Below are 14,829 nucleotides of genomic sequence, written 5' to 3'. Positions count from 1 at the left end.
TGCATTGCTCTACCTTCTGCATCCATGCAGTCGTAAATGAGAATTTTTTAACGCAGATAGCGACACGTTTAGCCCCTGAAAATGATTAAGTATTATTGCGGATTGGTATTATACGGATGGGTTTTAAGCCAGTGCTCGGCGATTTGTTCGCGCGTGGCAAACCAAACCTGCTCATGCGAGCTGGCATACTCTAAAAACCGTGCGAGGGCTTTAATGCGTCCTGGGCGGCCAATTAAGCGACAATGCAAACCAATCGACATCATTTTAGGGGCGTTTTCACCTTGTGGATCGCCTTCTTCATACAGCGTATCAAAGGCATCTTTTAAATAATTATAAAATTGATCACCGGCGTTAAACCCCTGCACTGCGGCAAAGCGCATATCGTTTACATCAAGCGTGTAGGGCACTATTAGCTGAGGTTTACCTTCTTTAATACTGTAAAAGGGTAAGTCGTCGCTGTAATCGTCGGCATCATATAAAAACGAGCCATTTTCTACCACAAGGGCAGCCGTGTTAGGGCTTGTGCGTCCGGTGTACCAGCCTTTGGGCTTTTTACCGGTAAGCGTTTGAATGATCTCAATGGCTTTTTGCATGTGCTCACGCTCGGTTTGCTTATCTATATGTTGATAATTAATCCAGCGCAGGCCATGGCTTGCAATTTCGTGCCCAGCTTCAACAAAGGCTTTAGCTACATCGGGGTGGCGCTCAAGGGCCATTGCCACAGCAAAAATGGTGACCGGTATATCGTATTTTTTAAAGAGTTTAAGTAAGCGCCACACGCCTGCGCGTGAGCCATATTCGTAAATAGATTCCATGCTTATGTGGCGGTCTTCTACATGGGGAGCGCTGACTATTTCTGATAAAAACGTTTCAGCCGCTGCATCACCATGCAGTACACTGTTTTCACCGCCTTCTTCGTAATTTAACACTACTTGCACGGCTATACGGGCCTTATTGGGCCAATTTGCATGGGGTACCTGTGACCCATAACCAATTAAATCGCGTGGGTAGTGTTTAAATTGCTCGCTCATGTTATTGCCCCTTTTTTACTGCGCTAAGCCAAGTGCCAAGCATTTCACGCTCTGCATCAGTCATTTTGGTCATGTTAGCCAATGGCATGTCTTTGGTAATAACGGCGCGAGTATGAATAAGTGCACTGGCTTTTTTTACATCAGCAAGTGAGTCGAGCTTAAAGCCAAGCGGCGCGGTTTGAAAAAGCTTTGATGTAGGGGTTTCACTGTGACACTGTGTACAGTGTTTATTAATAATATCCCATGCTTGCGCATCGCTTATACTTGCTTGTAGCGGCGCGTTTTCGCCTGCATGGGTTGTACTGTTAGGCCACGGTGCTATGGCTAGCATTAACGCAAAAAACGCGGCAATACCGCTTATAAGTACTGAAGGTTTATTAATACCTTGGTGTTTTAAATTAAAAAAGTGGCGTATCCACATACCAATAATAAAAAAGCCAATAAGCACCAACCAACCAAACTCGTGGCTATAGGTATACGAGAAGTGATTGCTTAGCATAATAAAAATAACCGGCAGGGTGGCGTAGTTATTATGTACCGAGCATTGCTTTGCTTTCAAACCCGGCGCTGAATCAGGAATGCGCCCAGCTTCTACTTCGCTTACCATGTAACGCTGTGCGGGCATAATAATGTGATATACATTACCGGCCATACAGGTACCAATTAATGCTCCAACATGAATATATACCGCGCGGTCGCTAAATAGCTGATCAACCCCATACGTCCATAACGCTAAAAAGCCCACGCTGAGCGCAATAAAGGCCTTGCCGTTTTCAACAAGCGGGCTTTTACACAATAACCGATAAACACCATAGCCTAAGCCTATAAAGCCAAGTGATGCGCCAATAGCAGCAAATTTACTTAGCTCACTTTTACTGGCATCGAGTAAATACACATCTGCGCCCACATAATATAACAGCGTAAATAACAGCACGCCGCTGATCCAGGTGGTGTAGGCTTCCCACTTAAACCAGTGTAGGGTTGAGGGCATTTGCTCTGGGCCATTTTGGTATTTAGCTACTTCGTAAAAACCACCGCCATGAATTGCCCATAAATCGCCTCTTATGCCTTTATCTTGTTTCCATTGTGGCGGCGTTTGTAAGTTGTTATCAAGCCATACAAAATAAAATGAGGCGCCTATCCACGCAATACCTGCGACCACGTGAAAGTATCTAAACACTAAATGAGCAAGCTCAAATAAATAGTTTTCCATTAGGTTAAGCCTCTTCTAATTGCGGTGTGTGGGTTGTTGAAAATTGCTCTTTTGCATCGCGCTTATACACGCTTTTACCCATAATATAGGTTTGTTCAATACAGCGGTCGTCGCCTAGCATCATCATGGCAAAAAGCTGTTCGTGAAGGGTTTTGGCATGGCCAATTCTGAACTTTAAAAACGAGGTGGCCGCGTAATCCATTACAATAAAATCGGCCTCGCAGCCTACATTAAAGTTACCTATGGTGCCTTCTAAATCAAGTGCCCGTGCTCCGCCTAAGGTGGCGAGATACATGCCTTTAAATGCGGAGAACTTTTGGCCTTGTAACTGCTGAATTTTGTACGCTTCGTTACCTGTTTGTAGCATAGAAAAACTGGTGCCTGCGCCTACATCGGTACCCATACCCACGTTTATTCCGTGCTCTTCACATCTCTTTAAATTTAAAAGGCCCGAGCCTAAAAATAAGTTAGAGGTAGGGCAGTGCGATATAGCCGCATTGTTATCGCCAAGGCAGCAAAGCTCACGCTCAGATAAGTGAATGCTATGGGCAAATACCGAGCGTTTACGCACCATTTTTGCTTGCTCGTACACGCCAAGGTAATCTTCAGCCTCGGGGAATAATCCTTTTACCCATTCACATTCGTCTTTGTTTTCAGATAGGTGCGTATGCAGGTAGGTGTCGGGGTATTCTTCTAATAATTGAGTACATTTTTGAAGTTGCTCTGGGGTAGAGGTAGGCGCAAAACGAGGTGTTACCGCATAGCTTAATCTATCCACATTATGCCATTTTTCTATCAGTGCTTTTGATTGATCGTAACTGGTTTGCGCACAATCTGATAAATCGTCAGGGCAGTTTCTGTCCATCATCACCTTACCGGCAATCATGCGTAAATTACGTTTTTGAGATTCGTTAAAAAACGCATCCACCGATTGTGGATGCACAGTGCCAAATACCAATGCAGTGGTGGTGCCGTTTCTAAGTAGTTCGTCTAAAAAACGGTTAGATATGTCTTTTGAATAATGCTCACAGGTAAACTTTTTTTCGGTGGGGAAGGCATATTCGGTAAGCCAGCTTAAAAGCTGCTCGCCATACGCGCCTACCATTTCGGTTTGCGGCAAATGTATGTGGGTGTCTATCATGCCGGGCATAACCAATTTGCCATCGTGGCGAATAATAGTGGCTGATTTATTTAAGCTTGGCAGTATGTCTTGCTCGTAACCAAGCTTAACCACTTTACCGTTTTGAATAACTAACGCGCCTTTTTCAAAATAGCGATGGGCGCTTTCGCCTGCGATGGCGGGGTCATCAACAAAATCGAGTATGTTGGCACAAATTACGGTCATTTTATTATTTTGCGTGCTCATTGTTAGCTGCCTCTGTACGTTGAGTAGCCAAATGGGCTAAGCAATAACGGAATATGATGGTGTTTTTTATCTTGTAATCTAAAGGTTATTTGCGCTTCTGGGTAAAACGCTGGGGTAGGTTGGTTTTCATAGTAACTATCTAAATCAAATACCAACTTATAGGTTGCAAATTCTACGTCTGTATTTAGCCAGTCGGTAATACGCCCGTCGCTATTTGTTTTACCTTGGGCAATTAATTCCCACTCGCTATTAGTGTGTATAAACAATTGTACAGCTACATTTGCTGCAGGTTTGCCTGTGCTGGTATCGAGAATATGGGTAGTGATAGGGCTTTTATTCATAGCAATGACTCCAATCTTATTTTTGTTATTTTAGCTTGTTCGCCCGCGGCTATATTAAGCTCTGTGCTACGGGTGTTGTGTATACGCTGCTCAATAAGTTCAAGCATTTGCTCAGCACTTTTGCCGCTGGCACACACAATAAATATAAAGCCAAATTTACTGAGGTATTCTTTATTTAGTGCAATCATTTTTTTAAGGGTTTGCTCGTTTGCTTTGCTCATTCCTGATTGTTCGTGCCCCGCTTTTTGCGCTGTAGCGGCGTACTTTTTACTTAATGTTGATAAATCGCCTATTTGCGGGTGGCCTTCAAAAGCGGCTAAATAATCGCTCTCGCCTAGGCTATCCCATACGCTTTGTGCGCTGTTAAATAAGTGCTCTTTATTTTCAAATGGCATGCTATTTAGCATACCGCTCACCCAATTAGGGGCGGCGCAGCAGTGCTCTAAGGCTTGATGCGCTTGCGCTTCATTTAGGGTGTTAATTTTTAAGCTACTCATGCGTTTTCTTCCTCTTGCGCGGTGCTAATTAGGGCATTTTTAAGTGCACGCCATTGCACACCTTGACGTTTAGGCGCATGGGTTTGCATAGCCTGGTAAAGGCCAATTAATTGCCCACTAATTGAAATAGCCACTTCCATAGGGAGCTTGCCCGTTACATTTTCAAGCCCTACAGGGCAGACCATTTGCTTTATTTGCTCGGTGGTAAAGTTGCGATGAGCTAAGCGCTGTTTAAAGCGTTTTGCTTTGGTATCTGAGCCAATAACGCCAAGCCAATTGGCATCGGCGCGTTTAATAATGGCTTGTGTAAGCGCAAAATCGAGCTGGTGGTTATGGGTAAGTATTAAGTAATTATTAGCTTTGGGCGCGCGTTTTACTTGCTCTGTTGGCTCTTCATCAACCACTTTTACTACGTTATTAGGGATTGATTGTGGGAATACATCGGCGCGGCTATCTATCCAACGTATACGCATAGGCAGCTGTGCCAATATACCAATAAGTGCTTGTGCTACATGTCCTGCGCCGTATATGTCGAGGGTAAAGCGCTCGCATTGCATGCACTCAAGCATAACGGTGGCAGCTCCCCCGCAGCACTGGCCTAAATTTGCCCCTAGGTTAAATTGCTCTATCACTTGCGCGGCCTCACCTTTGGCAAGGAGCTCGCGGGCTTTTTCTATTACTACGTATTCAAGGTGACCACCGCCAAGGGTGTCGTAGATATGCTCGCCACTTATTACCATTTTAGAGCCGGTACCACGTGGGGTTGAGCCATTGGTGCCTAGTACTGTCGCAATAACATAGTTAGTGCCGCTTTGTTCGTGCTCGTTTATAGCTTGCGCCCAATTTTGCGTATGAAAACCCTGAAACGACTCATTTAAATTAGCCATGTTGATGCTCCTTAAACCAGCTAGCGGTTTGATCAATTGCATTTAATACACGCTCGGGTGTAGCAGGTGTATCAAGTGGGGCTGTGTACTTGTAATCGGCTACACTGCTTATAGCATTACGAATCGCACTCCACACACTAAAGGCCAACATAAACGGTGGCTCGCCTACGGCTTTTGATCTAAATACGGTGGTTTCTGGGTTGGCCGAGTTATATAAATTGACGTTAAATTCGGCAGGGGTATCGCCAATAGCCGGAATTTTGTAGTTAGCAGGGCCAAAGCTTGCAAGCTGGCCTTTATCATTCCATTGTAAATCTTCGGTAGTAAGCCAGCCCATACCTTGTACAAAAGCCCCTTCAATTTGGCCTATATCAAGTGCTGGGTTAATTGAGCTGCCCACATCGTGCAGTATATCAACACGCGTTACAGTGTTTTCGCCTGTCAGCGTATCGATTTCTACTTCACTCAGTGCTACGCCATGCGCGTAGTAAAAAAATGGCCGGCCTTCGCCTTTGGCTCTATCGTAATGAATTTTAGGCGTTGCGTAATAACCGGTTGATGAAAGCGATATACGATTCATGTAGGCAAGGTTTGCAAGTTCGCTAAAGCTAATTTCGCCTTTACTAAAGGTAATGAGATTATCTTTAAATACAATACTTTGGCTGTCTACCTCAAAGTGCTCACTTATAAAGTTTATTAAACGCTCTTTTATGGTGTTTACCGCGTTTAGCGCCGCCATGCCGTTTAAATCAGTCCCGCTTGATGCGGCGGTTGGCGAGGTGTTTGGTACTTTGTCGGTACGGGTCGCGCTTATGCTTACTGCGTCAAAATCAACGCCAAAGCCATGGGCTACTATTTGCGCTATTTTTGTATTAAGCCCTTGGCCCATTTCGGTGCCGCCATGGTTTAAATGTATCGAGCCATCACTATAAACATGCACGAGTGCTCCCGCTTGGTTTAAGTGTTGTACGGTAAACGATATACCGTATTTAACCGGCGTCATTGCAAGGCCTTTTTTGATTATAGGCGATGATGCGTTAAAAGCTTTAATTGCCTTTTTTCGCGCCCAGTAATCACCCGACTCCTCAAGCTGGCTTATCATATCTTTTAAAATATGCTGCTCTACGGTTTGATGATACGGCGTGGTGTCGCGGCCTTTTTTGTATAAATTAAGTTTTCGGATCTCAAGCGGATCTTTACCTAATTTAGCGGCAATGTCGTCCATTATTAGCTCCGACATGATCATGCCCTGCGGGCCACCAAATCCTCTAAATGCAGTGTGGCTTACGGTGTTTACTTTACAGCGATTCCCCTTAATGGTGGCAGCAGGGTAGTAATACGCGTTATCAGCATGAAACATTGCACGGTCGACAATGGCATCAGATAAGTCAGGCGAGTAGCCACAAAACCCATTTACGGTTACATCAGCGCCTTCAATTAGGCCATTTTCGTCAAACCCTACATGGTATTGATTATAAAATGGGTGGCGTTTACCGGTAAGTTTAAAGTCGTCGCTGCGGGCTAGGCGCATTTTAACGGCGCAGCCAAGGTGGTAAACCGCAAGCGCTGCAAGGCAAGCCCACGGTGCGCCTTGAGTTTCTTTACCGCCAAAGGCTCCGCCCATACGGCGGGTTTCTACGTTTACAAAGCTAAATGGCTTTTTTAAAATTTTAGCAACTAAGTGCTGCACCTCTGTTGGGTGCTGTGTAGAACACTGCACATGAATCCCACCGTCGTTATCGGGCTGAGCAAGTGCTATTTGTCCCTCAAGGTAAAAGTGTTCTTGCCCGCCTATGTGTATTTCGCCTTTAAGCTGGTGAGCTGCATTATTTATGGCTTGCTCGCTATTACCACGGTTAAGTGAATGTGGCGGCCTTACCCAATGCTCTTTTTTTATGGCTTCTTTAATATCAAGTATGGGGGTAATTTGCTCGCACTCTATAACCACTAAGCGAGCAGCGCGGCGCGCAATGGCATAGCTTTTGGCAACGACTATCAGCACTGGTTGCCCGTGGTATTGAATTTCATGGTTAGTAAGCAGTACATCACCTGGAAATACTGGGCCAATATCAAGCTTACCGGGTACATCATCAGCCGATAAAATACGTTTAACACCTGCCACTTCAAGCGCTTTACTTGTATCAATTGATTTAATAAAGCCGCTGGTAATCGGCGCAAGCACAGGGTAGGCGTGTAAGCAGCCATGGGGCTCTGGGTTATCGTCGGCGTAGTTTGCATTGCCACATACTTGTTTTATTGCACTTTCGTGGTATTTAGATTGGCCAACGCTTCCGCCTTGGGTTTTTAGTTTATCCATTTCAAAGTGACGCATGGGAAATCCTCGTAATGGCAATGTTGTTATTATTGTTATTGCTGCTTGGCTGTGCACCGCAAAACTCAATACCAATACGCTGCAGCAAGTTTTTGCTTACCGTAGTGCGGTAATGTGCGCTGCTGCGTACATCGCTCATGGGTGCAAAGTCATCATTTATACCATTCGCCGCATCTATAAACGTGCTTACTTCTAATGGCTGAGTATTAAGCTTTTGCTCTATATGCGCAGCGCGTTTGGGTATGGCAGCCATACCGCCCATGGCGCAGCGGGCATTGCTAATCACACCTTGTGTTTGCTCTATAGCCAGTACTAAACACACAGTAGATATATCATCTTCAAAGCGTTTTGAAATTTTATGACACGCAAGCTTTAATGAGTCTGGGCGGTTAGGTACGGTAATTTTGCTAATGACTTCGTCGCTTTTAATGACTGTTTTTTTGTAATCAATAAAGTAGTCGGCCACGTTTATAGTGCGTGTGCCTGCTGCGCTTAATAAGTCCATAGTGGCATTAAGTGCAATTAATAATGGGGCCGGATCGCCAATAGGAGAGGCGTTTCCTATGCTGCCACCTAAGGTGCCACTGTTACGTACTTGGTTAGAACCAAGGCGTTCAAACAGCTCCTTAGACTCAGGGTAGTAAGTGTAAAATGCGTCTACAAATTGGCTGTAAGGGAGTGCTGCACCAATATGTAGCTCGCCGTTATTATCGCTTAATGTGCACAGCTCTTTAGCTTGGCTTAGCGATATTATTACATCAGGCAATAGCATGTTTTGGCTAAGCTCAATGGCAAAATCGGTGCCACCAGCAACCAAGTGTGCTTGCGGATATAGTGCTTTTAGTTCAACTAGCTGCTTAGCATTTTGTGGCAAGTAGAATTTGCGGGGGCCATTTTTTAAAAATGGAACATCGTCATCATATTGCGTATTAAGTGAAGCTTTGAACTGAGCCGCTAGGGCTGAGTAAGGCTCGTTTTTACGCTCGTAGCTATAAGCTTTTTCAACTGCAAGTAAAATAGGGCTGTAACCCGTACAACGACATAAATTACCCCCTAGTGCATGAATAGCGGCTTTTTTACCTGGGTAACTCGGATTATTAATATAAAGCGCCAGCATGCTCATTATTATGCCGGGAGTACAAAAACCACATTGCGAACCATGGCACTCAACCAATGCGCGTTGTACTGGGTGTAAATCGTTAAGTGTAGGGTAAAGCCCCGCTGTTACAGCCTCTACGGTTACTATGTGTTTTGCGTGTGCATTACCTAATAAAAGCAGGCAGCTGTTCATGGTTTGGTAGTGCCAAACTGGGTTACCGTTTAAGTTTGTTTTTTCTTCGCCGACTAAAATTGTGCATGCGCCACAATCCCCTGTTGCACACCCTTCTTTGGTGCCCATTTTCCCTTTTTTGGTGCGAAGCCAGTCCAAAATGGTGAGACTCGGCGAACATTCTTCTACTTCTATTGGCGTGTCATTTAATAAAAACTGAATCACACAGACCCCCTTAACTTTTTTAAAGCCCTGATCTTTAAAGGCTTGGCGTATATTTTTTCTTGTTGTTTTGGTGCTGCTAAGAAAAAAACTTTTTCATATTGGTAAGTTTATTGCAGATACCATGCCATTGTTGACCGCTCGGTCAGTAATTTAATTAAAGCACAGTTTTGCTTAACAAGTACACAAAAGAGTGGGGGCTAAAAAGCTATTTACCCTTTTATATAAAGTAAAATCTGTCAGCTAAATAGCTTTTTATAGAAGTTTATTTTTAACATTTTAAATAGGCGCCATAAAAATATTTGCACAATAAACTTGACCATTAGGACAGTTTGTTGGCTTTAGATATAAAGCAATAGTTTTGATTTTTGGTTGCAGCAATATTAACTATACAAACTAAAGGAGAGCACTATGTTAGAGCCGATAAAGCAATCAGACGATGCAATGTGTGAGGCAAGGACAGAAAAAGCGGTTAATACGTGCGAAGACATTTTATACGCAGTAGATGATAAACCAGGGCTGACCGAATCCTTTTTCGCCGCCCTGCAACATGTACTGGCAAGTTTTGTAAGTATTATTACGCCTACGCTTATTATTGGTGGGGTATTGGGACTTGGCAGCGAAATACCCTATTTAATTAGTATGGCGTTGTTTGTGTCGGGTGTTGGTACGTTTATTCAAGCGCGCCGTGTGGGGCCCATTGGCTCAGGGCTTATATGTGTTCAAGGCACCAGTTTTGCTTTTTTAGGCACTATTTTAGCCACCGGCTTTTCTGTAAAAGCCACCGGAGGCAATAACGATGAGGTGTTGGCCACTATATTTGCAGTGTGCTTTTTAGCGGCCTTTGTAGAGATATTTATTAGTTTTTTTATAGAAAAACTCGGCAAGGTCATTAAACCTGTAGTCACCGGTGTGGTGATCACCACCATTGGGGTTTACCTCATTAAAGTAGGTATGACCGACATAGGCGGCGGGCAATGGTTATTAACTAATATGCCTGAAAAGTTTGCATCAGCAAGTAACTTAATTGTGGGATTTTCGGTGGTGGCATTAGTGGTGTTACTTAACGCCAGCAAAAACCAGTGGGTAAGGCTTACCGCTGTGGTTGTAGCCATGATAGTAGGCTGGATACTTGCAGTTATTTTAGGCATTGCCAAGTTTGAGGTGGGCGAGTTTGATTTAATTGCCATGCCAATACCCTTCAAATACGGCTTTAATATTGATTTTGGCGCCATGATTGCCTTTGGCTTTTTATACCTTATTACAGCCATAGAATCGACCGGTGATATAACCGCTAATTGTGCAGTGTCTAAATTACCCGTTAAAGGTGCAAGCTATTTAGCCCGAATACGCGCAGGTGTATTAGGTGATGGTGTTAACTCAATGATTGCAGCCGCATTTAATACCTTTCCAAATACTACTTTTAGTCAAAACAATGGGGTTATTCAGTTAACAGGTGTGGCAAGTAGGTACATTGGCCTATGGATTGGTGCAATACTGATTGTTTTAGGGTTGTTTCCGGTGGTGGGGGCTGTACTACAAAACATACCCAAACCCGTACTTGGCGGTGCAACGCTTGTAATGTTTGGCACCGTAGCAGCCGCAGGGGTAAAAATTCTTGCAAGTGAAAAAATAAACCGCCGTAGTTTACTTATTATTGCGGTGAGCTTAGGCATGGGGCTAGGGGTTAGTTTTGTACCAGAGCTATTTATAAATGCGCCTAAATTAGTAACCGCCATATTTGGAAGTGCTGTGACGGTGCCGGGTTTAACAGCAATAGTTATGACGTTGGTATTGCCTGAAAATTATTCAGCAAGTACAGATCATCTTAACTAAACTAATAAAATTATAAAAAAGGGATTAACAATGAAAATCAAAACAATCAAAAAGTTAGCATTAGTAACTGCAATTGCTGTTTGCTCAACGGGCGTGTCGGCTAAAGAGCTTTGGTCAGATTTTAGTATTACCGCCATGACCGGCGCAGATTACCTAGAACCGTTTTCTGGCGAAGAAGACAACAGAAGCGTAGTCACCATTGAGCATGCATCGGGTCATACCTGGGGGGGCACGTTCTTTTTTATGGATAGATTAAGTAACCCCGATGAAGTGTACGGAGAGCTAAACATAAACCCAACGCTTTACAAACCACAAGAAGGCTTTGTTAAAGCGGTGTTTTTAGGGCTACAAACAGAATACGGCTCAGGTGATACCGATCAAAATAACTATTTATTAGGGGGTGGCGTATCGCTAGATGTACCTGGTTTTCAATACTTTAATGTGGCTTATTACCGTCGTTTTCAGGACGATATAGGTATAGAGCGTGAAGATAACAATCAAATAACCGTAACGTGGGGCTATAACAAGGGTAACTTTAGGTACGATGGCTTTTTAGATATCGTTGACAGTACCGACACTATGTTTGGTAAAAGCGAAGGCGGTTTTAACTTTACCTCACAACTTAAATACAACATTGCCCCTATGCTTGGCCTCGACACAGGCCGCCTTGATGTAGGTATAGAATACGTGTATTGGAAAAATAAGTTTGGTGTAGATGGCCAAACAGAGCACAACCCCAACCTAATGGTTAAATGGCATTTTTAACCTATTAAGTGTTAAAAATACAAAAGCATAAGCTGCAGTTAACTGCAGCTTTTAAGTTACTAACATTAATAAAGGGCCTATTAGCGTTTAATTTTGCTTTACAGCACAAATGTTTTTTACATTAGGGGTTAACCATTTCACTAATGTGTTGTAATTTAAAGTAGCAATATTTACTTTTAATGCCAGATTAAAAGGAAAAATGATGAAACCCCTCATTTTAATTTTAAGCTTGTTTATAAGCTGCTCAGTGTGGGCCGAGGCCACTAAAAATATGCCCGTAGCAATAAATTGGTTGCAGTTGATCGATGCGGGAGAATATACAAAAAGCTGGCAACAAGCCGATGCGCTATTTAAATCGCAATTAAATAAAACAAACTGGAAAAGCGCCTTAAGCACAGTGCGTGCGCCATTGGGTAAAGTGGCTACACGAGAACAAATAAGCGCTAATGAATACACATCTTTACCGGGTGCCCCACAGGGTAAATACCTTATTGTGCAGTTTAAAACGCAATTTGCGGCAAGGCTTGCAGTTGAAACCCTAACATTAAGTAAAAGTAGCGGGCAATGGCGTGCGGTGGGCTATTTTATTAAATAGCTATTTTGCGTATTTATTAATATGAGAAAAAGCCATCAGCACATCACGCGCATAATTAAGCCGCGGATGAGCAAGCGCCCCTTTACGCCACGCCAAATATAAATTGTTTTCAGGGCCTTGTGGGCCAAGTTTAATTAACCTTCCTGATTGAATATCGTCATGGCATAGGTAATCAGGCAGCACGGTATAGCCTACACCGGTTCTTACTATGCCGGCGAGCGCGCGTATATCGGGGCAGCGTGCAATTATTTTTGACGTACAGCTTTGCTTAAATACGGTATCAAAATACTGGCGTATAAGTGGTAATTGGCTGTCGTAACTAACCACTGGCAGCGTGTTTAACAGTGCCGGCGTAATAGTTTGCCCCTCTAAGCTTTGGGCTAATAAACGGTGCGCTACTAGTACTAGCTCTTCGCTGTCGAGCACTTCAAAGTCGTAAATTTTGTTGTCGGGCAAGGAGGCCGTAATAGCCATATCGGCAACGCCGGTGTCGAGCGCTGAATAAATTTGCTCGCGATTACCTGGGATAACGACCACATCAACATTGCCTGCTTGTAATAAATTAGCCAATTGGGCAGAAGCCACATAGCTAATATATTCAGCGGGCCCTGCAAGTGTAATTGTACCGCTCACATCGCTAGAGCGGGTGCGTACAGACGCTATTTTTTGCTCTATGGCATCTAGGTGGTTTGCCACTTGGCCTGCTAAGTCGTGGGCTGCATTACTTGGCTCAACGCCTCGGTGGCGGCGCTCAAATAATGATTTACCCACTACAGACTCCATTGTTTGTATATGGGCGGTGGCTGCAGGTTGCGACAATCCTAAATTTTTAGCCGCACGGGAAATATTTCTACAGCGGTAAACTTCAACAAAGGTGCGTAGTTGAACAAAGTAAGACATAATTACTTGGTATCAGAAATCCGATAGGTAAAGCAAGATTAACTGAATTCTACTTATTGTAAAGAGCGCGTACACTTGCCGCTCATTCAAAGATTAAACGTTATCGTATTTATTTTATAAATTTGGCAATTAATTACTTGTAAGTTAAAGATTAACTCCCATTTTATAAAGCAGTGAGCACAAGGGGCTAAGCCCCGTAACCAAGTAGAGTACAAATATGTTAAATTTTGCATTTAAAAACCGCACCGAGATTTTATTCGGCAAAGATCAAATTAACGAGATCGCAAGCCGCGTACCTAGCGAAGGCAAGGTCATGTTTTTATACGGTGGTGGTTCTATCAAAAAGAACGGCGTATATGACGATGTAGTAAATGCACTTAAAGGTGTAGATTTTGTTGAGTTTTCGGGTGTTGAACCGAACCCAACTTACGAAACGCTTTCTAAAGCAGTTGAACTTGTAAAAGAGCAAAACGTTAGCTTTATATTAGCTGTAGGCGGCGGCAGTGTTATTGACGGTGCTAAATACGTAGCGGCAGCAGCAAAATACGAAGGCGATGGCTGGGATATTTTAGTAAATGGCGCAGAAGTAAAAAGCGCACTGCCTATTGGTGCGGTATTAACGCTACCGGCAACAGGCTCAGAAAGTAATGGTAACTCGGTTGTTACCCGTAAAGAAACGCAGCAAAAACGCGCCTTTGGTACACCAATAGTGCAGCCGCAGTTTGCAGTGTTAGACCCACAGTACACATTCTCGCTTCCTACTCGCCAAATTTCTAATGGTGTAGTTGATGCGTTTGTACACGTTATTGAGCAATACTTAACGTACCCAGTAAATGCCCCACTACAAGACCGTTTTGCAGAAGGCATTTTATCTACGCTAATTGAGCAAGGCCCTAAAGCCCTAGAAAACCCAGAAGATTACGACGTACGTGCAAACGTAATGTGGTCGGCAACAATGGCGTTAAATGGTTTAATTGGCCAAGGTGTTCCACAAGATTGGTCTACGCATATGATAGGCCATGAGCTAACAGCGCTTTATAACTTAGACCACGCTGTAACGCTTGCTATTGTATTACCGCCATTGATGTTTGTTCAGCAAGAACAAAAACGCGCTAAAATTATTCAATTAGGTGAGCGTGTATTTGGCCTAAATATGGAAGACAAAAACGAGCTGATTGATGCAACCATTAAACATACTCAAGACTTTTTTGAGCAAATGGGCATTAAAACCAAACTTGGCGATTACGACCTAGGTGAAGAAGCCGTTGAAGCGGTTGGCAATAACCTTGAGCGCAACGGCATGACAGCCCTTGGCGAACATGGCGATATTGACGTTGCTAAAGCGAAGAAAATTTTAAGCCTAGCGCTTTAATTTAATACTAAAACAAAAAATGGCGCTTTTTAGCGTCATTTTTTTTGCTTAAAAAGTTAAAAGTTAAAAGTTAAAAGTTAAAAGTTAAAAGTTAAAAGTTAAAAGTTAAAAGTTAAAAGCTAAAAGCTAAAAGCTAAAAGCTAAAAGCTAAAAGCTAAAAGCTAAAAGCTAAAAGCTAAAAGCTAAAAGCTAAAAGCTAAAA

At 43.3% G+C, this 14,829-nt stretch carries 13 protein-coding genes; 4 read left to right on the top strand and 9 right to left on the bottom strand.

Going from position 1 to position 14,829, the window contains the following annotated elements; translation table 11 throughout:
- Positions 1–92: 92 nt before the first annotated feature.
- Genes puuE through xdhA form a run of 8 tightly spaced genes read right to left on the bottom strand, consistent with a single transcriptional unit; the run spans position 93 to position 9,162 of the window.
- Positions 93–1,031: an allantoinase PuuE gene (gene puuE / locus AN389_RS18725; protein ID WP_055020445.1), complete on the bottom strand. Its 939-nt coding sequence runs from the start codon at positions 1,029–1,031 to the stop codon at positions 93–95.
- 1 nt (position 1,032) lies between these two features.
- Positions 1,033–2,244, bottom strand: a complete 1,212-nt coding sequence (locus AN389_RS18720) for a urate hydroxylase PuuD (RefSeq protein ID WP_055020444.1) — start codon at positions 2,242–2,244, stop codon at positions 1,033–1,035.
- A 4-nt stretch (positions 2,245–2,248) separates the two neighbouring features.
- Complete coding sequence (gene guaD, locus AN389_RS18715; protein ID WP_055020443.1) at positions 2,249–3,610, bottom strand: guanine deaminase; 1,362 nt, start codon at positions 3,608–3,610, stop codon at positions 2,249–2,251.
- Between the two features lie 2 nt (positions 3,611–3,612).
- Positions 3,613–3,951, bottom strand: coding sequence for a hydroxyisourate hydrolase (uraH, locus tag AN389_RS18710; RefSeq protein WP_055018888.1), 339 nt, complete (start codon positions 3,949–3,951; stop codon positions 3,613–3,615).
- Complete coding sequence (gene uraD, locus AN389_RS18705) at positions 3,948–4,448, bottom strand: 2-oxo-4-hydroxy-4-carboxy-5-ureidoimidazoline decarboxylase (protein WP_055018889.1); 501 nt, start codon at positions 4,446–4,448, stop codon at positions 3,948–3,950. The genes uraH and uraD overlap by 4 nt, the downstream gene beginning before the upstream one ends.
- Complete coding sequence (xdhC, locus tag AN389_RS18700) at positions 4,445–5,335, bottom strand: xanthine dehydrogenase accessory protein XdhC (protein WP_055015714.1); 891 nt, start codon at positions 5,333–5,335, stop codon at positions 4,445–4,447. Before xdhC ends, uraD begins: the two co-directional genes overlap by 4 nt.
- Positions 5,328–7,667: a xanthine dehydrogenase molybdopterin binding subunit gene (gene xdhB, locus AN389_RS18695; RefSeq protein WP_055018890.1), complete on the bottom strand. Its 2,340-nt coding sequence runs from the start codon at positions 7,665–7,667 to the stop codon at positions 5,328–5,330. Before xdhB ends, xdhC begins: the two co-directional genes overlap by 8 nt.
- Positions 7,654–9,162: a xanthine dehydrogenase small subunit gene (gene xdhA, locus AN389_RS18690; protein ID WP_055015712.1), complete on the bottom strand. Its 1,509-nt coding sequence runs from the start codon at positions 9,160–9,162 to the stop codon at positions 7,654–7,656. The genes xdhB and xdhA overlap by 14 nt, the downstream gene beginning before the upstream one ends.
- Positions 9,163–9,603: 441 nt before the next feature.
- Here xdhA and AN389_RS18685 point away from each other — a divergent pair, with 441 nt between their 5' ends.
- From AN389_RS18685 to AN389_RS18675, 3 genes are all read left to right on the top strand, one after another.
- Entirely contained in the window at positions 9,604–10,995 is a 1,392-nt protein-coding gene (locus tag AN389_RS18685; protein WP_055020446.1) for a nucleobase:cation symporter-2 family protein, read from the top strand.
- 30 nt (positions 10,996–11,025) lie between these two features.
- Positions 11,026–11,760 (top strand): DUF5020 family protein, encoded by a 735-nt coding sequence (locus AN389_RS18680; protein WP_055015711.1) that lies wholly within the window; start codon positions 11,026–11,028, stop codon positions 11,758–11,760.
- Positions 11,761–11,962: 202 nt separating this feature from the next.
- Positions 11,963–12,355 (top strand): DUF4019 domain-containing protein, encoded by a 393-nt coding sequence (locus AN389_RS18675; protein WP_055018892.1) that lies wholly within the window; start codon positions 11,963–11,965, stop codon positions 12,353–12,355.
- On the opposite strand, the gene AN389_RS18670 is transcribed toward AN389_RS18675, so the two are convergent.
- Positions 12,356–13,255 (bottom strand): LysR family transcriptional regulator, encoded by a 900-nt coding sequence (locus tag AN389_RS18670; RefSeq protein ID WP_055015709.1) that lies wholly within the window; start codon positions 13,253–13,255, stop codon positions 12,356–12,358.
- A 217-nt stretch (positions 13,256–13,472) separates the two neighbouring features.
- On the opposite strand from AN389_RS18670, the gene AN389_RS18665 reads away from it, so the two are divergent.
- Entirely contained in the window at positions 13,473–14,627 is a 1,155-nt protein-coding gene (locus AN389_RS18665; protein WP_055015708.1) for an iron-containing alcohol dehydrogenase, read from the top strand.
- The last annotated feature ends 202 nt before the right edge of the window (positions 14,628–14,829 follow it).

The sequence above is a fragment of the Pseudoalteromonas sp. P1-7a genome (assembly GCF_001401855.1).
In the GTDB taxonomy this organism is placed as follows: Bacteria; Pseudomonadota; Gammaproteobacteria; order Enterobacterales; family Alteromonadaceae; genus Pseudoalteromonas.
Note: the sequence above shows the minus strand (reverse complement) of the source record. Positions and strands in the feature narration are given on the sequence as shown.

Bases quoted from the DNA above. Each gene is read 5' to 3' on its own strand.
- AN389_RS18675 (WP_055018892.1), top strand. From the start codon at position 11,963: ATGAAACCCCTCATTTTAATTTTAAGCTTGTTTATAAGCTGCTCAGTG.
- AN389_RS18685 (WP_055020446.1), top strand. From the start codon at position 9,604: ATGTGTGAGGCAAGGACAGAAAAAGCGGTTAATACGTGCGAAGACATT.
- uraD (WP_055018889.1), bottom strand. From the start codon at position 4,448: ATGAGTAGCTTAAAAATTAACACCCTAAATGAAGCGCAAGCGCATCAA.
- guaD (WP_055020443.1), bottom strand. From the start codon at position 3,610: ATGAGCACGCAAAATAATAAAATGACCGTAATTTGTGCCAACATACTC.
- xdhC (WP_055015714.1), bottom strand. From the start codon at position 5,335: ATGGCTAATTTAAATGAGTCGTTTCAGGGTTTTCATACGCAAAATTGG.
- xdhB (WP_055018890.1), bottom strand. From the start codon at position 7,667: ATGCGTCACTTTGAAATGGATAAACTAAAAACCCAAGGCGGAAGCGTT.
- uraH (WP_055018888.1), bottom strand. From the start codon at position 3,951: ATGAATAAAAGCCCTATCACTACCCATATTCTCGATACCAGCACAGGC.
- AN389_RS18665 (WP_055015708.1), top strand. From the start codon at position 13,473: ATGTTAAATTTTGCATTTAAAAACCGCACCGAGATTTTATTCGGCAAA.
- AN389_RS18670 (WP_055015709.1), bottom strand. From the start codon at position 13,255: ATGTCTTACTTTGTTCAACTACGCACCTTTGTTGAAGTTTACCGCTGT.
- puuE (WP_055020445.1), bottom strand. From the start codon at position 1,031: ATGAGCGAGCAATTTAAACACTACCCACGCGATTTAATTGGTTATGGG.
- AN389_RS18720 (WP_055020444.1), bottom strand. From the start codon at position 2,244: ATGGAAAACTATTTATTTGAGCTTGCTCATTTAGTGTTTAGATACTTT.
- AN389_RS18680 (WP_055015711.1), top strand. From the start codon at position 11,026: ATGAAAATCAAAACAATCAAAAAGTTAGCATTAGTAACTGCAATTGCT.